The organism is Paenibacillus vulneris (assembly GCF_039543185.1).
Classification (GTDB): Bacteria; Bacillota; Bacilli; order Paenibacillales; family NBRC-103111; genus Paenibacillus_S; species Paenibacillus_S vulneris.
Map to the genome: position 1 here is coordinate 51,858 of NZ_BAABJG010000027.1, position 21,293 is coordinate 73,150.

The 21,293-nt window shown below is 50.9% G+C and carries 17 protein-coding genes; 10 read left to right on the plus strand and 7 right to left on the minus strand.

Going from position 1 to position 21,293, the window contains the following annotated elements; genetic code table 11:
- The first annotated feature begins 63 nt into the window (after nucleotides 1–63).
- On the plus strand, nucleotides 64–540 hold the full coding sequence (locus tag ABEA66_RS23145) for a YbaK/EbsC family protein (RefSeq protein WP_345591209.1): 477 nt from the start codon (nucleotides 64–66) through the stop codon (nucleotides 538–540).
- Nucleotides 541–573: 33 nt separating this feature from the next.
- Complete coding sequence (locus tag ABEA66_RS23150; RefSeq protein ID WP_079908495.1) at nucleotides 574–1,479, plus strand: LysR family transcriptional regulator; 906 nt, start codon at nucleotides 574–576, stop codon at nucleotides 1,477–1,479.
- Nucleotides 1,480–1,833: 354 nt separating this feature from the next.
- On the opposite strand, the gene ABEA66_RS23155 is transcribed toward ABEA66_RS23150, so the two are convergent.
- Both ABEA66_RS23155 and ABEA66_RS23160 read right to left on the minus strand, forming a co-directional pair.
- Nucleotides 1,834–3,663 carry an adenine deaminase gene (locus ABEA66_RS23155; protein WP_345591709.1) on the minus strand — a complete coding sequence of 610 codons (1,830 nt, stop codon included), beginning with the start codon at nucleotides 3,661–3,663 and terminating at the stop codon, nucleotides 1,834–1,836.
- 119 nt (nucleotides 3,664–3,782) lie between these two features.
- Nucleotides 3,783–4,217 carry a DUF2935 domain-containing protein gene (locus ABEA66_RS23160; RefSeq protein WP_079908497.1) on the minus strand — a complete coding sequence of 145 codons (435 nt, stop codon included), beginning with the start codon at nucleotides 4,215–4,217 and terminating at the stop codon, nucleotides 3,783–3,785.
- 391 nt (nucleotides 4,218–4,608) lie between these two features.
- On the opposite strand from ABEA66_RS23160, the gene ABEA66_RS23165 reads away from it, so the two are divergent.
- Nucleotides 4,609–5,190 carry a 50S ribosomal protein L25 gene (locus tag ABEA66_RS23165; protein ID WP_345591212.1) on the plus strand — a complete coding sequence of 194 codons (582 nt, stop codon included), beginning with the start codon at nucleotides 4,609–4,611 and terminating at the stop codon, nucleotides 5,188–5,190.
- A 63-nt stretch (nucleotides 5,191–5,253) separates the two neighbouring features.
- Here ABEA66_RS23165 and ABEA66_RS23170 read toward each other — a convergent pair whose 3' ends face one another.
- On the minus strand, nucleotides 5,254–5,379 hold the full coding sequence (locus tag ABEA66_RS23170; protein WP_256865195.1) for a hypothetical protein: 126 nt from the start codon (nucleotides 5,377–5,379) through the stop codon (nucleotides 5,254–5,256).
- A 209-nt stretch (nucleotides 5,380–5,588) separates the two neighbouring features.
- Between ABEA66_RS23170 and ABEA66_RS23175 the strand changes: the two genes are divergently transcribed.
- Together ABEA66_RS23175 and ABEA66_RS23180 are read left to right on the plus strand one after the other, a co-directional pair.
- On the plus strand, nucleotides 5,589–5,894 hold the full coding sequence (locus ABEA66_RS23175; RefSeq protein ID WP_345591215.1) for a hypothetical protein: 306 nt from the start codon (nucleotides 5,589–5,591) through the stop codon (nucleotides 5,892–5,894).
- 778 nt (nucleotides 5,895–6,672) lie between these two features.
- Nucleotides 6,673–14,052 carry an S-layer homology domain-containing protein gene (locus ABEA66_RS23180; protein WP_345591217.1) on the plus strand — a complete coding sequence of 2,460 codons (7,380 nt, stop codon included), beginning with the start codon at nucleotides 6,673–6,675 and terminating at the stop codon, nucleotides 14,050–14,052.
- A gap of 457 nt (nucleotides 14,053–14,509) precedes the next feature.
- On the opposite strand, the gene ABEA66_RS23185 is transcribed toward ABEA66_RS23180, so the two are convergent.
- Entirely contained in the window at nucleotides 14,510–14,746 is a 237-nt protein-coding gene (locus ABEA66_RS23185; protein WP_079908501.1) for an alpha/beta-type small acid-soluble spore protein, read from the minus strand.
- A gap of 94 nt (nucleotides 14,747–14,840) precedes the next feature.
- Between ABEA66_RS23185 and ABEA66_RS23190 the strand changes: the two genes are divergently transcribed.
- Nucleotides 14,841–15,716, plus strand: a complete 876-nt coding sequence (locus ABEA66_RS23190) for an ATP-dependent DNA ligase (protein ID WP_345591220.1) — start codon at nucleotides 14,841–14,843, stop codon at nucleotides 15,714–15,716.
- Nucleotides 15,717–15,757: 41 nt separating this feature from the next.
- Here ABEA66_RS23190 and ABEA66_RS23195 read toward each other — a convergent pair whose 3' ends face one another.
- The 3 genes from ABEA66_RS23195 to ABEA66_RS23205 are packed head-to-tail and all read right to left on the minus strand — an operon-like array spanning nucleotide 15,758 to nucleotide 17,891.
- Nucleotides 15,758–16,258, minus strand: coding sequence for a YhjD family protein (locus ABEA66_RS23195; protein WP_079908503.1), 501 nt, complete (start codon nucleotides 16,256–16,258; stop codon nucleotides 15,758–15,760).
- Nucleotides 16,255–17,523 (minus strand): DNA polymerase IV, encoded by a 1,269-nt coding sequence (locus tag ABEA66_RS23200; RefSeq protein WP_345591222.1) that lies wholly within the window; start codon nucleotides 17,521–17,523, stop codon nucleotides 16,255–16,257. The genes ABEA66_RS23195 and ABEA66_RS23200 overlap by 4 nt, the downstream gene beginning before the upstream one ends.
- On the minus strand, nucleotides 17,520–17,891 hold the full coding sequence (locus tag ABEA66_RS23205) for a YhjD family protein (RefSeq protein WP_345591224.1): 372 nt from the start codon (nucleotides 17,889–17,891) through the stop codon (nucleotides 17,520–17,522). Before ABEA66_RS23205 ends, ABEA66_RS23200 begins: the two co-directional genes overlap by 4 nt.
- Nucleotides 17,892–18,125: 234 nt before the next feature.
- On the opposite strand from ABEA66_RS23205, the gene ABEA66_RS23210 reads away from it, so the two are divergent.
- The 4 genes from ABEA66_RS23210 (at nucleotide 18,126) to ABEA66_RS23225 (ending at nucleotide 21,119) form a co-directional block, all read left to right on the plus strand.
- Nucleotides 18,126–19,175 carry a TIR domain-containing protein gene (locus tag ABEA66_RS23210; RefSeq protein ID WP_345591226.1) on the plus strand — a complete coding sequence of 350 codons (1,050 nt, stop codon included), beginning with the start codon at nucleotides 18,126–18,128 and terminating at the stop codon, nucleotides 19,173–19,175.
- Nucleotides 19,153–19,365, plus strand: coding sequence for a hypothetical protein (locus ABEA66_RS23215; protein ID WP_345591228.1), 213 nt, complete (start codon nucleotides 19,153–19,155; stop codon nucleotides 19,363–19,365). Before ABEA66_RS23210 ends, ABEA66_RS23215 begins: the two co-directional genes overlap by 23 nt.
- 159 nt (nucleotides 19,366–19,524) lie before the next feature.
- Nucleotides 19,525–20,394: a YitT family protein gene (locus ABEA66_RS23220; protein ID WP_079908959.1), complete on the plus strand. Its 870-nt coding sequence runs from the start codon at nucleotides 19,525–19,527 to the stop codon at nucleotides 20,392–20,394.
- Between the two features lie 116 nt (nucleotides 20,395–20,510).
- Nucleotides 20,511–21,119, plus strand: coding sequence for an undecaprenyl-diphosphatase (locus ABEA66_RS23225; RefSeq protein WP_179135843.1), 609 nt, complete (start codon nucleotides 20,511–20,513; stop codon nucleotides 21,117–21,119).
- Nucleotides 21,120–21,293 lie beyond the last annotated feature (174 nt).

Below are 21,293 nucleotides of genomic sequence, written 5' to 3' on the forward strand. Positions count from 1 at the left end.
TCCTTTCCTGGGGGCCCCTCCCTCATCAGAGGGCATAAATCAAGGATTGGAGGGAATTATGAGATGGGTTCGCTGAAAGAAAGCGCTCAGCGAGTGCAGGACTTGCTGGCGGAGTGGGGTTATGCAAATAAGGTTGTGGAGCTGCCCGATAGCGCACGCACAGCCCAGGAGGCCGCAGACGCTATTGGCTGCGAGGTTGCGCAAATTGCCAAATCGATTATATTTCGTCTTAAGAGCTCCGATAAGCCGCTTTTGGTTGTCGCCAGCGGTGTGAATCGGGTTAATGAAAGGCTTATCGCCGGAAAGCTGAATGACCGGCTCGGCAAAGCGGACGCGGACTACGTTCGTGAGAGAACCGGTTTTGTCATCGGCGGAGTGGCTCCGATCGGGCACGCCGAAGACGTGATGACTCTCATTGACGAGGACCTGTTCCAGTACAAGACGCTGTGGGCAGCAGCGGGACATCCCAAGGCGGTATTCGAGCTGACGCCGGAAGAACTGGTTGCCATGACCGGCGGACAAGTGGTCCAGGTCAAATAAGCAGCAATTTAAGGGCGAAAGAGAGGAAGTACATTGACGCTGCAGCAGTTGAAATATGTGATTGAGGTTGCCAACCGGGGATCCATGAATGAAGCGGCCAAACGGCTGTTTATCTCCCAGCCGAGTCTGTCCAATGCGATAAAAGATCTCGAGGAGGAAATCGGGATCACCATTTTCGAGCGCACGAACAAAGGCATTTCTCTCTCGAAGGAGGGGGCCGAGTTTCTCGGCTACGCCCGTCAGGTGATTGAGCAGGCCGAGCTGCTGGAGAGCAGATACTTGAACGCGAAGCCATCTCCCCAGCATTTCTCGGTATCGACACAGCATTATGCATTTGCCGTGAATGCCTTCGTGCATTTGGTTCGTGAGTACGGCCACGAGGAATACGAGCTGGCGCTGCGCGAAACGAAGACACATGAGATCATTCAGGATGTCAAAAGCCAACGCAGCGAGATCGGCATCCTGTATCTCAATGAATTTAACGCCAAGGTCATCAACCGGCTGCTGAAGGATGCCAATCTGAAATTTACCGGCTTGTTTACGGCGAAGCCGCATATTTTTATAAGCGTACATAATCCGCTCGCCAAGCAATCCGTCGTGACGATCGACCAGCTTCAGGATTATCCTTACCTGTTCTTCGAGCAGGGGGAGTATAATTCTTTTCATTTCTCCGAAGAAATATTGAGCACGCTGACGCATCCCAAAAGCATTCGTGTCAATGACCGGGCCACGCTGTTCAATTTGTTGATCGGGTTGAACGGCTATACGATCTCTACCGGGGTGCTGAGCGCCGATTTGAACGGGAATGAGATTATTCCCGTCCCTCTGGCATGCGAGGAGACGATTCATGTCGGCTGGATCTGTCACCAAAATGCGGCGCTGTCCAAGCTTGCGCTCGCTTATATCGAAGCGCTTCATCAGGCTATCGCTCAGCCGTAACTCCCGGCGCAATATAATCGTCCCCGTGAGCGCTACCGCCCCCAGCGCGAAACAACCTATTAAAGCACCGCGGACGAAAAAAGAAAATAACCACGTCGGGGCGTAAGCCTCCGATGTGGTTGTCTTGAGACTCGATTTACGTGAAATATAGCTACATATGGAGGTGGGGTATGCCTCGGAGGAGTTTACGTCCGCCTTTGAAACCCGTGAAAATACCGCTGAATACATTCATCTTTCACGGGTTTCAATAGCGGCCGGAGGGGTATATTCCACCGGAGTATATTGGCGATATTTCAAGTGATAAAGGTTTCAAACAAAAACAGCGGAGGCACAAAGCCCCCGCTGTTTATTTTCTTATCCTTCGTCCGCGAACAGGGATACCTTCTCGAACCCTGCGTCGGATATCCGAATCAAGCCCGTATCGGAAATATGCAGCGTAGGGATCACGACCAAGGCGAGCAGGGATAGGGTCATGAACGCATAATTCATCGTGCATCCGGCCTTCACCAGCGCTTGGTTGATCTCAATGGACTGCTTGACCACCTTCTCGTAAGGCTCCGTCGACATAAGGCCGGCCAGACGAAGCGGCAGCTCGACGAGGGTCTGGCTTGTCGCAACGGCGATGCCGCCTTGCATGCCAATGACGGCGTTCGCGGCTTGGGCCATCACTGCGTCATCGTTGCCGATGACGAGCAGGTTATGGCTGTCATGAGCGACGGTCATGGCGATAGCCGCCGGTTGATCGAAGCCTACATTGCCGACAATGCCTATAGCCGAACCGCCGGTTTTGCCATGGCGCTCGAACAAGGCCATCTTGCACAGCGTGCTCTCCGGAGTGATCTGAAGCTTGCCGTCCTTCACAGGAATATCGGCGAAGATTTCCTCCGTCTCCACGTGATTTTCTCTCACGACGGCCACACGGGTCTTAATAGTGCCCGACGATACCGGCGCTTGCACTTCAAAATCGGAAGGAGCCAGCTTTTTATTGATTTTAACCGAATTCACCGCATAATCGGGATAGTCGAACGGGGTCAGCTTCACGGTCATGGCGCCATTCTCGGCGACTACATTGCCACGGGCGATCGTCATAACGACGTTAACATCAGCCAGGTTGCCGTCCAGCAAAATAATGTCGGCGATCGTGCCCGGCGTTACGGAGCCTACATCTCTTGCGACACCGAAGCGCTCTGCCGTATTTAAGGTTGCCATTTGGAAGGCGGTCACCGGCTTCACGCCCTGCTGGATAGCATGTCTTACAATGAAATTCATGTGGCCTTCTTCTTTTAAAGAGCTGCAAATCCGGTCGTCCGACACAAGAATCATCCGGCGGGAATCAATGCCAAGCTCGGTATGCGCCTTGATCGTAGCGGCCACATCATGCCATGCCGAGCCGCGGCGCATCTTGGCGTACATGCCAAGTCTCACACGCTCGACAACGTCTTCCTTCGTGACGCTCTCGTGGCATCCCGATACTCCTGCAGCTGCATAAGCGGCAAGCCGGGGGTCATTGGCAGGCCAGGTGTAATGGCCGTCCACGACCTTGCCCGCCCGGAGCGTCGCCTGAATTTCACCGATCATCTTCGGATCGCCGTAGACGACACCTGGGAAATTCATGACCTCTCCAAGAGCAATCATATCCGGGCCCCAGCTTAATGCCTCGGCTACCTCCTCCGGTCCGAACTCAGCTCCCGACGTTTCGAACTCGGGGTTCGTCGAAGGGACGCAGGAGGCTACCTGCATATAAGCGGCCATCGGCGTTTGTCTTGCTTCGTCCAGCATAATGCGCAGTCCTGGCAGACCAAGGACATTCGATATTTCGTGGGCATCGAAGAAGCCGCCTGTCGTTCCAAGCGGAAGGACGCCGTTCGCAAATTCCGTTACGGATAGCAGGCTGCTCTCAATATGGCAGTGCCCGTCCAACAAGCCGGGAGCAATATATTTGCCCTCCGCCTCGATAACCTTCGTATCGGAGCCGATCATTCCCTCGACGAAAGGGCCGACATAGGCAATGCGCGTTCCGACGACAGCTACGCAGGTATTCGGCAGAATTTCGCCGGACATTACATTAACCAGACTGCCGTTGCGGATGAACAGGGTCGCCTTCTTTTCTCCACAGGCAAACGCAACCAGATCCGGGATGCAATCCGCCAATGGAGGCCTTGCAAATGCTGCAGCTTGATTCATCTTCATATCCACCTCATCCCTTATTTAGGTTCTATTGTACACGTCCTCACAAATGGAACGCAAACGATAGAGGCAGGAATCATAAGAAGATGAGGCAGACTGCCTGCCGGATCATTAGACTAATAACTCTGCTCCCTGGAGAGCAGCGCTTGAGCGATGCCGATAAAGTATTCGGATTCTCGCCGGATATGGTTTAATACGGTAATAGCCGTCGGATTTTTCCTCATGGCCGCACTTCCGCTGCCAAGCTGGTTAAGCAATTGAATGAATTGCTCGCTTTGATGAAGCGCAAACTGAACCAGCTCCATAATTTGCTTATACACCTCTCCGCTGACCTGGTGGCCCGTCCTTCCGACCAGCTCTATGTAGCGCACGAACCTCGCTTGGGTTTGTGCCAGCGCCTGCTCCCATTCCTGCAAGGCTTCAACGAACGGCTGCTCCAGGTCGGGAACCAGTGCCCGAATAACATCGGTATGCTCCGTCTCCTGCAGCTTCCAGAATTCTCCCTCGTCCAAAATGCGCAGCGGCATTTTATCTCCATAATAATATTGCACGGACAACCCTCCGTTCCTAATAGTCAGGTACAAAGTAGTCTATTAATAGAGGCGGACAGATATGACTTGTCAACGGCAATTGGAGCTTATGCAGCTATGAAAAATACATCCTTTGTACTTATGCTCCCGGCAAAGCGTTCCAACTTTGAGGAAATGGACAAAAAGGGTGGAGCAGCCTTCAATGATTGGAGATTATCGTTCATTTTACGATAGGATCGCTGATTTTGCGGAACGAGCGTTCTGACTGCCGGAGCCAACAATGGTAAAATAATGAGGACAAGATCAAGCCAGGGAGAACACCTCCGGGATTTCCCCAATTCAATCATAAGGAAGTGACAGCTCAAATCTGGCTAGAGGTGTTCGCCCTGACACCATAGGGGAGGACATATCGATGAAATTACAACTGCAAGCGGAATTGCGTCAAACAACAACCAGATCTGCCATACGCAAGCTGCGTGAGGAAAAGAAGGTTCCTGGAGTCGTATACGGGAAAATGACGGAGCCTGTCTCCATTGCATTGGATGAGAAGGCTTTGCTAAAGGCGCTTCATTATCCTAATGCGCTTATTGAGCTGGAGGCGCCTGGCCTTAACAAGCTGGCCGTCATACACGCCGTCGATCGTGATCCGATTCATCACCGCATTCTGGCGGTTGACCTGCATCAAATTCAATTGAACGAACGGGTTAAGGTGCATGTTCGTATTGAACCGATTCCGGACCCGGACGGTAAAATGATTCCTTATCAAATGTTTCTTCATGAAATTCATGTCGATTGCCTGCCCGGCCAAATACCGGAGGCCATTGCCCTTGATTTGACGCCGATACGGGAAGGTAAGGCTATCTTCGTCAAGGATTTGGACATTCCGGAAGGGGTTCATGTGCTGACCCGTGCCGATGAAGTCATTGCCGCGCCGTTCCATACGATCTCCGAAGTGGAACCTGCAGCAGAGACCGCAGCGGAAGCGGCGGAATAATCCAACCTTCTAGCCAAATAAAAACCCGCTGTCCCTGATAGGACGCGGGTTTGTTTTTAAATATTAGTACAAGCAGCCGCGAGTAACGATAACCAACAAAATGAACAGAACCAGAATAACGCCAACGCTTGTAAATACGCCGCCTACGCCGCCTACGCCGCAGCCTGCTCCACCTACGAGTCCACCCATGTTTCATATCTCCCTTCATGCTATTTTTGAAGTGAGCCTTAATTGATAGCCCCGAAATTAAGTTATGCTTGGGACCCCCTTGGCGTTATGGACGTTTGACCCTGTAGGTTAAATATCGTTGAGGTTATTTTGTCATGCCGATTTTACATGCGAATAGATGGCGTTTATTTGACAAATCCTTATAAGGAAACTTATAGGAGGTGAACGTCATGCCAGGGCAAAATCAGCAGCAAAATGCCGGGCAAGGCTCGGGACAGCAGTCAGGCCAAGGTGACTCTCAGCAGCAGCTTCAACAAGCGGTTCAGCATGCGGCTGCTCAGGCGGATCAAATTGCCGAGCAAACGAAACAAATTACGCAAGAGGTTCAAATTCAGCAAATCCAGCAGCAGCTCCAGCAATCGTCTGAAGAGCTTAAGCAGGCTGAACAGGCTTTGCAGCAGCAATCCCAAGGCGGTCAAGGTCAAGGGCAAGGACAAGGTCAGGGTCAGGGTCAGGGTCAAGGTCAACAGCAGTAAAGATCTTTTTCAAGTTCATGCATAATGGCCTCCTATAGGGGCATGCTATGGTCGACGGTGAAAAGAGAGGTGTGGTTCCGTTGAACGATCAACGAGAAATGCCGGGGAAGCTGTTAGAATCTAAATAGAAGCGAGGGGATGTGCCGCAGAGACGTTATTGTAGTACCCCATACTGCATTAGTGTTAAAGTGGTAGACCTAAGGTTCAAAAGAGGTTCAAGACATTAGTACCAAAAATCAATTCACCGTTGGAAGGGCCCGCGAGGGTCCTTTTTCTTTTCATTTAAAAATGAAAGCGCTGTTATTTTCCCTTCATTTGTCCATATGAAGATGGGATTTATCCATAGTTTTGTTCACAGGCAGGAGTAAAATAGAAATTATGGATAGCATGTTTTACCTTTTAAGGAGGGAGAGCCATGAGGCGTGAATGATGGACAAGCCTTGTAAGATTACTGTTTTTACGGTGCATACCACCAAAGAACCGCACGGCTTCATTGCCGTGAATCCGATCATTATTCTTTTAACGACATCCACAAGCCGGCCCGTCTGATGTCTTCTGACAGCCCCGAAATTTATGGCTGTTTTTCTGCTTGCATCCCCTTGAATTCTATAATCTGGAGTTCAATTCTAAGCGGTCAACCCTGTACTCTTTACTCCTTTTATCCACTGACAGAGCAGATGCTTTGTCCATAATCCCGTGCAAGATATTCTAACGTTCCATTATGAAGTTAAGAAATTTACGCTAGGCTTTACCGATTTCGTAAAGGAGGCTTTTGAAGATGCTTAGGCAGCATGCCGCTAACAGAGTATTAACCTTAATATTGATTGTTGCTCTCGTCGTTTCCCTTTTTCCGGCGCCCTTTATCCCTGTATCCACGGTTCACGCGGCGGAAGGGGACAGCTTGGGGTTATTGGATGTGCAGGTGAATAAACCTGTTGATGCTGACGTTAATCTGAACGATGCAGCTATCCATATCTCGCTGCCTTACGGAACCTTGTCCCAAATGTTGAATATAACGACCAACCCCGGAGCAAGCGCGGCGCTTTATAGAGCCGACGGAACAACGGCTATCGCTTTTACCTCCAATAAAAACGATGCCAAGCTGGACCAATTGTCCGCAAGCGGGCCAACGAATTTTTATTTGGTCCTTACGGATAAAAATGACAGCAGCAACAGCAAAACATACACCATCACGGTAACGGTGGATAGCAGTATTCCAGCCAGCGCCGGGCCTATGGGACCTAACGACAAGTATTTACCTCTTAACATTCATAGGGGAGAAAATGCCTGGGATGTGCTTGGTGCATCGAAAATCGGCAACGGCAGTACGACCGGCTCCGTAGAGGGCCCAGGCGCCGCCTCCTCTTACAGCGGGAAAAACTGGAATGAGTCCTTCTACGATCGTTCCGGCGATTACCCGGCGGCTTCGACAGTAGATGAATCCTGGATCGGAGATAATATGTATTTGCAGACCATTGGCAAAAATGATGCGAATGCGCTCGCAAAATATGGCATTGCTAATATACCGGGGACCGAGAAGCTCAACTCCGATATTTTGCGTTATCACGAATTTTTACCTTTTAAAACCCCGGAGGGCGTGAGCCGGGATGATGGGGATCGCGGAGCCGTAGGCAGCGACCGCCAGAGGCTGGAGATTAAGAGCAATACTGCGGCATCCAATATCGATGCTAACAGCGTAGGCGGGGATATTATGACCCACCACTGGAGGCTGATGCTTCCATCGGAAACGTTAAGGTTCCAGCAGGATGTCACGAATTATAAAGCCGGCGATTTTATTAATCCGCATCGCTTCTGGCATATCTTTCAATTGAAAGCGATCTCAGGCGATGAAGCCGGCCAGCCGATCACGACCCTTACGCTTGTTTCAAGCGGCGGCAAGGGACAGCTGGAATTCCGCAACAATCCGGACGGTACGGCTGCAGACAGAATCAAACCATTGTTCACCATTCCTTTTGACAAGGTGGTTGACCGCTGGCTTGATTTTGAGGTGACGATTTTATCCGCGGATAAAGGCTACGTTTACGGTAAGCTGGTGGATCTGGAATCCAACGAAGTGCTGTTCGAAGGCGGGATGACAGCCGAAACGCTGCGCCGCCCTGAAGAGAAGAATCCGGCTACGGGCAGACTCGAAAGAGGGGACCAGCCTATGGTAGCGGGACAGCAAAACCGTTCCAAATGGGGGCTGTACCGCGGGATGTACAATGGTGCGGGAGATGCGGCGTACGCTGATGAATTCCAGGCGGCTACAATGTATTTGGCTGACGTGCATTTGATCAAACGGGACAGTAACAGCTATGTTTTCCCTGACGGATGGGACCCTAAGGCGCAGCCTAAGGAGATTGTAGCTTGGGCGAGACCTGCGGCCATTACAACTACCGTAGGAACGGCCTTCAATAGCTTAGGCTTGCCTTCCCAGCTTGATGTTACCTTAAGCACAGGGAAGGTTGAGAAGGTGAATGTCACCTGGAGCCCGGCCGGTTATGATCCTAATGCAATGGGCAGCTATAAAATTACGGGCCAATTTGACGGGACGGGGATCACGAACCCCAAAGACATTCAGCCTTATGCTGAGGTTAACGTTAATACGGGCTATAAGAACTGGGCGATGACGCCTGGTGCGGAACTCAAGGTCGTCAGCCAGAGCAGCGGCACCAAGAACAACTTTATTGACGACAAATCAGATACCTCCTGGCAAGCCCATAGCTCCTTGGGAGCTTCAGCGGCAGAAACCTATCAATATTGGGCGGCTGTTAAGCTGGAAAAGAAAATCGATATCAGCAAAATCCAAATCGAATGGGGCAGCAATAGCAGCCTGCTGAAAAATTACCAGGTCTATTATACCAATGATGCTGCTGCTTATACGGAGCTTGTGGAGGGCGGCACCCTCTCGGCATCCTCGAGCGCAACGAGAAAACCGCTTGAAACGGCACATGGGGGCTCCTGGATTCCCATCTCTGAATTAGGGCAAAGTACCCCCCCTTCACCTGGTAATAATCAAAAAATAGATCAAACTTTGACGGCACCGGTTGGGGCTCAATATGTACTGCTTGTATCCGACGTCACTCTAAAAGCAGGAGCCGGAGGAATCAAAAGCAATGAATTCCGGGTATTCGGAGAACCTTCTGCAGCGTCTGACAGCTCCTTGGCCATTAGCAAGCAAAGGCTGAACCTTGCCATCGGCAAACAAGAGACACTTAGGACCGTAGTTCTGCCTGAAAATACACCGGATAAGTCGATCACATGGCTGTCCAATAATACGGCGGTAGCATCGGTAGATGCAAACGGCGTCGTAACCGGGAAAAGTGAAGGTACAGCGCTGATTACTGCAAGTAAGGGGAACCTGAGGCAAACCAGCACCGTGACGGTCATGAATGCCGGAGATATTCCGACAGCAACAGGCTCATTGAACCTGCTGGACAAGACACGCTTTACCCCGCAAGCAGGAGTAAATCTTAAAGTAAGCTCGGAAGCGCCGGAGCATCCGGGAGCGGACGCTTTGAAGGCAGATGGCAGCGGCTACTGGCGTAATTCAAGCTCTAAAGTGTATAAGAGCGATTACTCGCCTTCCTCCTTGGCTTTGACGCTGGACCTGGGCGCTCCCAAAACGATTGATAAATTGTACCTGGAAATACCGAACAGCATCCCCAACATCCAAAGCAATGCGACCAGGTTTGAGGTGTACTACTCCAATGATCCGGCATCCTGGGAAAGTGCGCCGACGGCTTCAGATACGGCCAACAATTACGACTGGCAGGCTAACGGCTGGACATTGGCCGGCGGTACGGAGACTGAAGGGCTATGGTCTTACGTAACGTATGGCGGGCAGCAATGGGGCTATGATACGAAGACATTCCTGTATCCGTTCACAGCCCGGTATGTCATGGTCAACACGATTCTGGCCGGGTCCCGCAGCAAATCTACGGATCAAGACTCGATGATGGGGCTGTCCGCCCTGGCTATTTACGGCAAAGACCCTATTGCCAATGCAACGGCTCTAGTGCCTGCCAAGGATACTTACAGCACCTGGGATCAAGCTGCTGCAGTCTCAACGACGATAAGTCTTGCCGGTGGACAGGCGCTGACGGGGATTACGAAGGGCGGAACGGCGCTTGTCAAAGGTACGGATTATACGCTATCCGGAAATACGGTTACGTTTGCCGCTCCTTATCTTGCGAAGCTGCCTCTCGGCACAAATGAATTTACATTTGCTTTCAATACCGGCTCCCCATCCATTTTCGCACTTGATGTGACGGCCCGCGGGTATGATGAAAATGCCAATACAATCAAGATGAGTGCCATCGAAGGTGTGTCTCCTTACAATGTATTGGGAGGGGCAATGGGTACTGATGAACCGGTAGAAGGCGTGACCAAGAGAATCAGGGACGCTTACCATCATTATTACGGCGATCTGCCTCGGGCAACCGCAGCAGACGACCATATTACAAGCGTTTGGGACGATACGCTGAAGAAGAATGTATTCAAGCTTTTTGAATATGGCAGAGGGGTAAATAACGAATTCGCCGATAAGGTCCGGGATGGTGAATACGGCCATAAAGGTGTGTTTGACCCAAGCGTAGGCTACGTTGTTTACGGCGCGGCGATCAACGACAGGCAGCGAGTTGAAATTCGGCCAAGCGAAGATTCGACTCATGATTTTACGGCCTATGAGGGTGATATCGTTTCCTACAGCTGGCTCTGGAATATACCGGACGGCAATCAGTGGAATCAGTCCGGCTTCCGGCATATTTTCCAGCTGAAGGCTACGAATGCACAAGCGACCAATACATTGCCGGGAGGTAACACCAGCGATGAGAACGGTGCTTATATTCTGGCTATGTCGATCTCCGGCACCTCAAAGAGAAACCTTGTGGTGAATCATAACCGGTACGACGGCGATAAGAACCTTCTGACCATTCCGTTAAGTGAGCTTGACGGTCACTGGATTAAGGTGGAGCTAAATGCGCTGATATCGGATACCGGATGGCTCACCATTAAGATCACGGACACGGTAACCGGCAAAGTGTATACTTATGACAGTCCAGATGTGTATCAAGTGTTCTCCAATCAAGGTGCGAGCGACGGCGTGAAGGATTTGTGGAGAAGACCGCAAAGAGGCAGCAGCTTTGAGACCGAATATCCGGCTGCGTTTGATCAATATTTGCGTCCGAAGTGGGGGATTTACCGAAGCTCCAATGGAGGCAATAACTCAGCTTTTGACGTTCAGCTTCAAGTGGCTGATATTACTATAAACAAGGTGGCATCCGGGATTTCGTCTGTTAACCTCGCGCTGAATAAAAAAGCGTACAATGTGGGCCCGGTCACCGGCAATGCGATTCAGAAGCAATCTGCTGCGGCCAATGAGTACGGGAATGCCAATAAACTGACTAACGGCGTGCTGCAGGACCCAACGAAATGGAATGTAACCAACGTGACAAGCCTTGATCAGATCGGGAACTATTCGTGGCTCGGTACGGATGGGGACAAAAAAGGCAGCTTCGTTATAGATCTAGGCCAGGCTATGGATTTCAGCCAAATCCGTTTGTTTGCCAAGTCGACCCGGTTAAAAGGTGCAACGGTTTATGTATCCGATGATACATCGAATCATGCTTCAGCCGCTGAGTTTGACTCCATGACCTTTAAGCAAGTGGATAAAAAGACGGCTCAGGGGTATACGTATGCTAGTGGCAATACTAGCGGCGGTACGGATACGGACGATAGCTCGTACCCGATCGACCTGGGCAAGACTTATCATTCCAGGTATATCAAAGTGACGGTAGAGAACGCATCGGGCGGCAATGCAGGAGCCGATCTTACAGGACCTCCGCGCCTGACGCAGGTTCAAGTGTTTAATGCCCCAACGCCTCCGCAAAACCTAATGCTGGATCCTACAGCTAAAGTTTTGAAGTGGGATGCAAATCCGTTAAGTGAAGGGTATGCCGTCTATGATGGAACCAAGGTACTTGCTGACCTGCCGAAAGACACAGCAAGCTATACTTTACCGGCTGCCTTAACAGATATGTCCAAAATTGCAGTGAGATCCAAAGGAACAGACCCGTATTCCCGTAAATTTATGATTTCAGCACCTGCTTTCCCGACAGATTCGCAAGTGCTTCCAGTGGTCATAGGGATTAATCCCGAAAACGTGACGACCAAAGCGGGAACAGCACCGGTAATGCCAACGGTGGTTACTGCGGTGTACAGCGATAACACAACCCGTCTGCTAGGAGTAACATGGGATCCTATCGATCCGCTGAAGTACGTATCAGCAGGCAGCTTTACGGTTCAAGGTACGGTAACCAGTACAACGTATAAAGCGCTGGCGAATGTTACGGTAATGGCAGTGGATGCTCCAGGCCCAGTAATTGTAAGCATCACGCCGGTCAGCGTAACGACCAAAGCGGGAACAGCCCCGGTAATGCCAACGGTGGTTACTGCGGTGTACGGCGATAACACGACCCGTCAGCTAGGAGTAACGTGGAATCCTATCGATCCAACGAAGTATGCGTCTGCTGGCAGCTTCACCGTAGAGGGTACGGTAACCAGTACAACGTATAAAGCGTTGGCGAATGTTACGGTAACTCAGCCGGTATGGCCGGCTAATTCCAGCCTCACTGTTTCCGTTGTGACACCAAGAACGGCAACATTAAAATGGACGGCAGCCGAAGCGGGCAGAGGAATAAGCGGGTATAAAGTATATAACGTTATAGGGTCGACCTACACCGAGGTTGCGTCGTTAGGCAATGTTCTGACCTATGATTTGATAGGCTTGCTGCCAAACACCAGCTATACTTATGCAATCCAGGCAGTGGATTCGGATGGAACCCGAAGCGTTTACGGCCCTACGGTTACATTCAGAACCGTTCCACCCAGCTCGGGACCGCGTCCTGGCGGCGGGTCGTCAGGTGGTTCGTCATCCGGTTCCGGCGGTACTGCTGCGCCAACGGATTCTGGCAGCCATACAAGCACTATCGACCTTTCCAAAGATGCGAAAGTGACCAAAGAAACAACGGCAGATGGCAAGCCGGTAACGAAAGTGACCGTTGACGCCGACAAGCTGGAAAAAGCCTTATCCAACGCGCTTGTTACGATCGATGTGAAGGACAGCGAGTCGACAGTGAAAGTGGAGCTGCCGGGCAATGCTATTCTGAACGCTATCGGTAAGCAAAGCAATGCGATTATTCGGATTCAAGCTAATGGAGTTACTTATGAGCTGCCTGTAAGTGTGCTCAAGCATATTCCTAAGGATGCAGTTGTCACGGTCACCATCTCTAAAGTTTCCGGTAAAGCCGGGGACGATATTGCCGCGGTGGTGAAAAGCTTGAACGCGAAGCAACTGATTTCGAATCCGATCGAGTTTAGGATCGCCGTTAACGGGAACGAATTATCCGATTTTGGCGGTGTGTATGTCAATCGCACCTTCGGCCTGGGAACTACTGTAGATCCAAGCAAGATAACGGCTGTCTGGTTCGATTCGAACAACCGGATGCATTTCGTACCCGCTGTCATCACGACGAACAACGGTTCATCGGACATCACGATTCGTTCGCCGCATAACAGCATTTACACGGTCATTCAATCGGATACATCGTTTACGGATTTGCAAGGGCATTGGGCCAAGGCGGATGTAGAGCTTCTGGCGAACAAGCGGATCGTGAACGGCACAACCGACCAGCTGTTTACGCCGGATGCGAACATTACCCGTGCTGAGTTTGCAGCTTTGCTGGTTCGCTCTCTTGGATTAGCCGAAGTACAAGCGGACGGGTTCCGCGATGTACAATCGAGCGACTGGTTCGCGGGAGATGTAGGTACAGCCTACAAGGCAGGGTTAATTACCGGTTTTGAGGACGGCACCTTCAAGCCTAACGATAACATCACTCGCGAGCAAATGGTCACCATGCTGGTTAGAGCGCTCAAAGTCGGCGGCAAAGAAGTGAAGCTGGACAAAGCAGTCCTGGATTCATTCGCTGACCGTGCAAGCATCGGCGACTGGTCGAAGGATGCTGCTGCTCAGGCTCTGAGTGCAGGCATTATCCAAGGAATGTCCAATAAGGAGTTTGCGCCGCAGGACAAAGCGACTCGTGCGCAAGCGGCAGCTGCGCTGAAACGTATGCTGCAGTACCTCCAATTCATTAACTAACAATGCTTCACGAAGAAGCTGTTCCGCGGCTTTCAAACCGCGGGATAGCTTTTTTTCGTGTTTACGGCTGTATTGGTGTACCGGGGCTTTCATCTACTTTCAGTGACAATTGTGGTAAGGATGTGAGTGTGAGAGGCTTAACCAAGCCAGCTTCCCTAAAGCGGACAGGGTCGGTCTATTATTATCCAAAAAAAATAACCCATCATAGGCGATGGGTTAAGTCATTTAAGAAAGCTGCTGATTTAGATGATGACAATGGGCAGAGGTGGGGTATCCCCTGGAGGAGCGATAGCGACCGCCTTTGTTATTGGGAAAATACCGCTATAATGCGTTTATTTAAAACTTTCCCAATAACAACAGCGGCTGGAGGGGGATACCCCACCGGGGTACCACGAACACATCTGAATCTTCTCAGCTTTCTCTACTAACCCATCATTGAAGATGGGTTATGCCGATCCTATTGAAAGCGCACGCCGGAGGCGGAGGAAAGCTGCTGCTCGGCAATCTGCACCAAGCGGCGAACCATATGACCACCGATCGCACCGGTATCGCGGGTAGCCATGTAGCCGTAATAGCCGTCCTGCGGAATTTGAATGCCTAATTCTTGCGCTACCTCATACTTTAATTGCTCTAGAGCACCTGCAGATTGCTGTACGATAATCTGGTTGCTGCTTCTGGATTGTCCACGTGCCATTAATCATCATTCCTTCCATGTTAGGGTAATTTTAGATTCCCCATCTTTTCCCTAATTATTCATCACTCCGCTCATGTTAAAATGATTGTGGGTGATGAGTATGTTTATCTCGCCGATGCTAGCGGATTGCCGGGAGACCCCCTTTTCGGATCAGGCTTATGTGTTCGAGCCTAAGATCGACGGGCAGCGTATAATGTTGTCGAGGCGCGGGAAGGAGACTCGTCTCTTCACGGCGGACGGACTTGAATGCACCAAGCAGTACCCTGAGCTGCACCGCATTCCCTTGGAGGGAGATGTCGTGCTGGACGGGGGACTGTACTGTATAGATCCTGACAGTGGAATGGCCGATGCTGGATTGGCGATGGAAAGAATGCAGCTGAAGCAGGAGAAGCGGATTCAGGCTTTTTCTTCACAAAGACCGGCACAGTATATGATTTGGGATATCTTATTTCATAAGGGCCGTGATCTGAGGCCTATGCCTTTAGTCAAGCGGCGGGCGCTTCTGGAATCGCTGCTGCAGCAAAACGAACGGTTTCAGCTCGTTCCGCAGACGGAAGCGTACGGAGAAGAGCTGTTTCAATCTATCGTTGCTTCCTCCATGCAGGGCATGATGGCCAAGCATAAAAACAGCCCTTATGTATCGAGAGTATCGCACGATTGGGTCCGAATCCCCAATTACCAATATGTCGATGTGGTCATTTCGGGTTACCGGAAGGAGCCGTTCGGCTTGTTTGCCTGTATCGAGGAGGATGGTGCGAAGCAGTCCGTCGGACTGATAGAGTCGGGTGTGAATGAAAAGCAGATGCAGCTTTTCCATTCAATGGCAGGCAAGCTTGCCGTCAAGGAGGATGAGCATACTGTTCATCTTGCGCCTGAAATCAGGGCTCGCGTCCAATGCCGGGGACGGACCCGTCATGGGATGCTGCGAAGCCCCGAACTTATCGAATTTATTGAGAAAAGCCCGAAGTGAGCAGCCGAGTGCTCCGTCGGGCTTTTGGACGTTATATGGGGCTATTTTACTTTATGGCTGCTAGCGGCTTCCTGAAGCGTTGCGACCAGGCTTTTGGCATAGCGGCCGATTCTTACGCTGATCTCCGAACGGATAAAGTCCTTTGTCATAATGAAACGGTCTTCACGGCCGCGGCAGCTGTACCGATAGCACAGCGAGTTGTCGTCCTTCGTATCTTCAAATACCTGAATGTGCCGCTCCAGCAAAGCTCTCTTATTCTTCATGACATCCTCGCGGATATGTCTCGCTAATATTTTGGCGGCGGCGGAATAGAGGAGCTTCAATGTCTGGGTGGACATCTCGACTTCGATGCTCTTTTTTTCAACAATTTGCAGCGCGACGGGCAGCAGGACGGAGTCCCGTATCATGTCCATTTCCTTGTTCGTCGGCGGCTCGGGGGGCGGGGCCGGCGCGTCTTTTCGAATAAGGGACTGCTCTTTATGCTGCGGAAGCATCATGCGGCTTGATTCCCATAATCCGTTCCCTTCGAGTTTCTTGCTCATTTATAGTGCCCTCCAATTTTTTGTGCCCTCTCGAACGCTTGCCCGGAGGCGGTTACTGAGGACGCTCTTACGATGGCCGCGCTGCCGTAACGTTCCTTGATCTGATCGGTAACTCGATCCAGTGCCCGTAATTTCGGTTGATCCTCGAATAAAGTCAACTGGTATACTTCATCGTCCGTTAACCCGCTCAGCATGACGCCGAGGCGGCGTACGGGCATCTTATCCCAATGACGGTAGAACAAGGTTTTGACGGCCTCGAAGACCGCACTGGTATTATTCGTCGGATCAGGCATTTTCATTTGTCTCGAGAATCCGGTCGGAGCCTCGTAGGGGCTGCACATGCAGCTGACCGATACGACACCGCCCATGTATCCTTTGCGCCGGCAGTCGCGGCAGACCTCCTCCGTCAGCTCGAGCAGAATCGTCTCTACCTCGCTATTCTCGATATAGTCTCTCGGCAGAGTCATCATATGGCCTACCGATTTGGGCGGCGTATGGAACGTCCCGGGGGTGACAGGGGAGTCATCCAGGCCGTTCGCCGTTCTCCACATGACCTCCGCGTGAATATCGCTTTGCTTGCCGAAGCGCGCCCGGAATTTCTCCTTCAAGCGGGGGAGCGGGGTTCGCGCGATATCGCCGATCGTAAACATCCCGAGCCGCGCGAAATGCTTCGTCATGCGGGACCCGACGCCGAACATTTTTTGTACCGGCTCAGGCCAAAGCTTATTTTCGATTTCCTCCTTGCGCAGGATGAACAAGCCGCTATTGCTCTTCTTCGCCCAGATATCCGTTGCGAGTTTGGCCAGTATTTTATTCGAGCTGATGCCGATTCTTACTTTTACTCCCGTTTGCTGAAACACCTTCTGCTGGATGGATTGGGCTATCGTCAGCGGATCTCCCCAGATCCCGAGACTTCCGGAGACGTCCAGAAACTGCTCGTCGATCGAAAAAATTTCAACCAGGTCGCTGTATTCCTTGTAAATCTCCGTGATCATGAGAGAGACGTCGATGTAATGCTGCATGCGCGGACGCATGACCACGAGCTGCGGGCATTTGTTCAACGCCTCGCCCAGCCGTTCGGCGGTAGTGACTCCATAGCTTTTGGCTATGGGGCAGGCCGCCAGGATGATGCCGGAACGGCGTGCCGGATCCCCGGCCACAGCGACGGGCTTATCCCTGCACCCGGGATGGTCCGCCTTTTCCACACTGGCATAGAAGCTCTGGCAGTCCGCCAGAAAAATCGTTCTCTCGCCCTTCGTGATCATTTTAACCGCCTCCGCAAATTCATAAGCGTAGTCATAAGCTCCGCTTTTACCAGGCTTCTTAGCATTTTAAAATGATGGATGTAACCGCGGACCTTATATTCCACATCGATGCCAAGTGTATTCATCTCCGTGTGCAGCACCTTGATGCTTCGCTCCCTCATCCTGTTCTTAAGGGCTTGCAGCTCGGGATAGATGGAGCTCTCGACTTCCCTGAGATAAAAGATTACATGGTTATAAACAATTTTGTCCTTGTACAGGGTCAGCTCCTCGATATCTCTCGCCAGCATATCCAACAGAATGGGCAGCAGGGTGTATTCCTTGATGATTTGAATATCTTCTTCGGTTTCTACTCTTGGATTGATACTCATAAATGACACCACCGTAATGCGAACGTGTATTCGTATTTAATCCTTATTATATACCGAACACACGTTCTTTATGCAAGTGTATTTTATGGAAATTGGTGTCGCTGCTGTTTGATAAAAAAACTTCGAAGGGACTATCAACAGAACAGGAAAATTTTGCTACACTAATAGAGATACAAGCATGGGATCGGTTTACCGGGAGACTAGAGAATTGATCTTGAAAAGGGGAAGTGTCCGTTGTCGGTATCGAGGCAAGAACGAAAACCGGAGCTGTTCATCGGCTCCTCAAGGGAAGCGATACATTATGCGCGGGCCGTTCACGAAAGCCTAAGCCGCTCGGCCCAAGTGACTCCATGGTATACGGCATTCGGGGCCAATTCCTACACGATGGAAGCGTTGGAGCAGCAGCTGGATCTAAGCGACTTCGGTGTGTTCGTGTTTGCGGCGGACGACGTTGCTCTTTATCGCGGACAATACGTATTTATCACCCGGGACAACACGCTGTTCGAGATGGGGCTGTTCTGGGGAAAGCTGCGGCGCAGCCGCGTGTTCGCCCTGGTCCCGAGATCGGTGCAGGAGCGGGATGACCTCATCCGGGATACGACGATCAAGGACTTTCATATTTTATCCGATTTGCAGGGGTTAACTCTGCTCACTTATCATGAGGCGGTACGCGGCAATTATTTGGCGGCAGTCGATGTCGCTTGCGGCTACATTGCCAAGGCTATCGAGGACGAGCAGACCTTCACCGATCCTTACCAGCTTCTTGCGGAGAAGGAAGCCGAGCTCGAGAGGAAGCAAAGCATCCTTCACTTCTTCTGGGAATATAATCGGAATGTGACGGCTGCCGATCCGGAGGAGAAGTACCATTCCTTCAGCGAGGCCGTTCGCAACTCCTTGCTCGCTCCCGAGGGGTTTCGGGTGACCGGGGCGGCTATTTGGAAGAAGGAAGGGAATGACGGCGTTCGCCAAGTGGGCGGGAATGTGGGGAGAGGCAAGTTTTACCGGTTCCAAACCTACGCGGAGAAGAAGAACGACAAGAAAATATACGTGCTGGAAGCCTTTTTGAACAGCACCTGGGAATTTTTGCGGCGGAAAGAGGTTGCCGAGGTGTATGTCCTATGTTATCCTCTAGATAAAGAGCATGTGTTATCCGTGCATATCTCGGGACTGAAAGTATTATCCAAGGAGGATCTTACGGAGATCGTCTATCATAACGAAGAGCTGCTGGCAACCATTAGTCACTTAGTTGGAGGGGATTCAGATGAACAGAAGCGCAGGGTTTAAACGGACTTCGATTTACGGATCCGCAGCGGGACGGTGGGCTGCTCCAAGCTCTGCCGACTTGGGTACGGCTCGCGAAGAGCATGATGCCAAAGCGGGCGTCTTTATCGGACCTTCCGTTGAAGGCGGCGACAAGGAATATGTTCACGTCATCAGCGGAAAAGTGATGAACCGCAAGCCATCGTTTATATAATCATAGCCTCGCAATAAGTTAGGAGCCGTGCGTTGAACGTACGGTTCTTTTGGCGTTGTCGACATGAGGTTTTGAACCCGTTCCTCCTTCAAAAAAAGTTGGTTTTTTTACGAAAAAAAAGCGAACGCTATGGTTAAAAAAGAGGACGAGGTAGGGAAAATGAACAACCGGGTACATAAAAAGAAAACTTGGCTTGAATTTTTGAAGGCCTTCATTTTTATATCCATCGGTGCGGTGATGATGGCCGTAGCCCTTGAGGTTTTCCTGGTGCCTAACGATGTTATCGACGGAGGGATTACCGGGATTTCCATCGTGCTATCCAAACTAACGGCGTTTCCGTTAGGGTTATTTATCTTCTTTATCAATCTTCCTTTCCTGGTCGTCGGCTACAAGCAGATCGGCAAGACGTTTGCGTTCTCTACGCTGTACGCGATTGCCTTGATGTCCGTAGTCACAGCTTTATTGCATCATGTAGAGCCTTTTACCAACGAGAAAATATTGGCCGTTTTGTTCGGAGGGCTCATTCTCGGGTTGGGAGTCGGTCTGGTGCTGAGGTTCGGCGGGTCGCTGGACGGCACCGAGATTGTGGCTATCCTGCTGTCAGAAAAATTCAGATTGCCTGTCGGTCAGATCATCATGTTCATCAACGTGTTTATCTTTATATTGGCCGGCTTTGTGTTCGGCTGGGACTCGGCTATGTATTCCATTTTCACCTATTACATCGCTTCCAAGGTCATGGATATTGTCGTTCAAGGTCTGGAGGAATCCAAATCGGTTACGATCATCTCGAATGAATATGAGGAAATTTCCCATGCGATCATGAAGCGGCTGGGCCGCAATACGACGTATATTTACGCCAAGGGAGGATATTCCAAGGAGGATACCCAAATGATCTATTGCGTCGTTACGCGGCTGGAGCTGAGCAAATTGAAAGCACTCGTTCAGGAAATAGACGAAAGAGCCTTTATTTCCATTCAGCAGGTATCCGATGTGCTGGGAGGTAATTTTGACAAAAGCAGCATCCATTGATACGGTGGAAGATGATGGTTTGCCGCGATACACGTTTTTTAATGAATTATTAATAAATTATTAAGATTTATGCTTTATACTGATCCCGTCATCTTGATTTGGATGGGGGATTACTTTTGAACTACGCGATTTTTCAATTTATTAATCAATGGGCGGGACAGGGCGGCTGGCTGGACAGCGTGATGGTGTTCTGTGCCCGCGATCTGGTTTGGGTTATGCTGCTCATTCTGGCTGTGCTGTGGATCAGCGGCCGCAGCGTGAATCAAAAAGGAGTATTCTACGCCTGCCTGTCAGCGGCCTTGGCAATTCTCGTTGCCGGGTGGATCATTTCACCTATCGTTGATCATCCGAGACCGTTCGTAGAGCATCAGGTGCATCAATTGGTTCCCCATGACGCAGATCCGTCGTTCCCAAGCGACCATACGACCTTCACGTTCTCTATTGCCTTCACGGTATGCATGCTGTTGAAGCGCCGGATGGGAATATTGATGATAGTATTGGCCAGCCTCACGGGCATCGGACGCGTGTATACAGGGGTTCATTATCCTGCGGATATCGCCGGAGGGATCATCCTTGCCCTGCTGTCCAGCATGCTGGTCGTTAAATATCGCGGCTTTGCAGAGCCGCTGGCCAAGCTGTGCATAGGGATTTACAATAAGATCGCTGCAAAACTTCCGTTCCTGCCGCTAGGCGACAGAGCGCGAGCTCAGTCCAACAAAGCATAATACCGTGCAAGGAGAAAGCCTGTACCCCTTCAAGTAAGGAGGACAGGCTTTACGGTACGGTATAATGAAATAAAGAACAACCTGCCCTGATTCAACAAAGGCAGGTTGTTCTGTCTTAATACGGCCTTATAGATTAGTAAAGCACACCGCGGGTTACGATAACCAACAAGATAA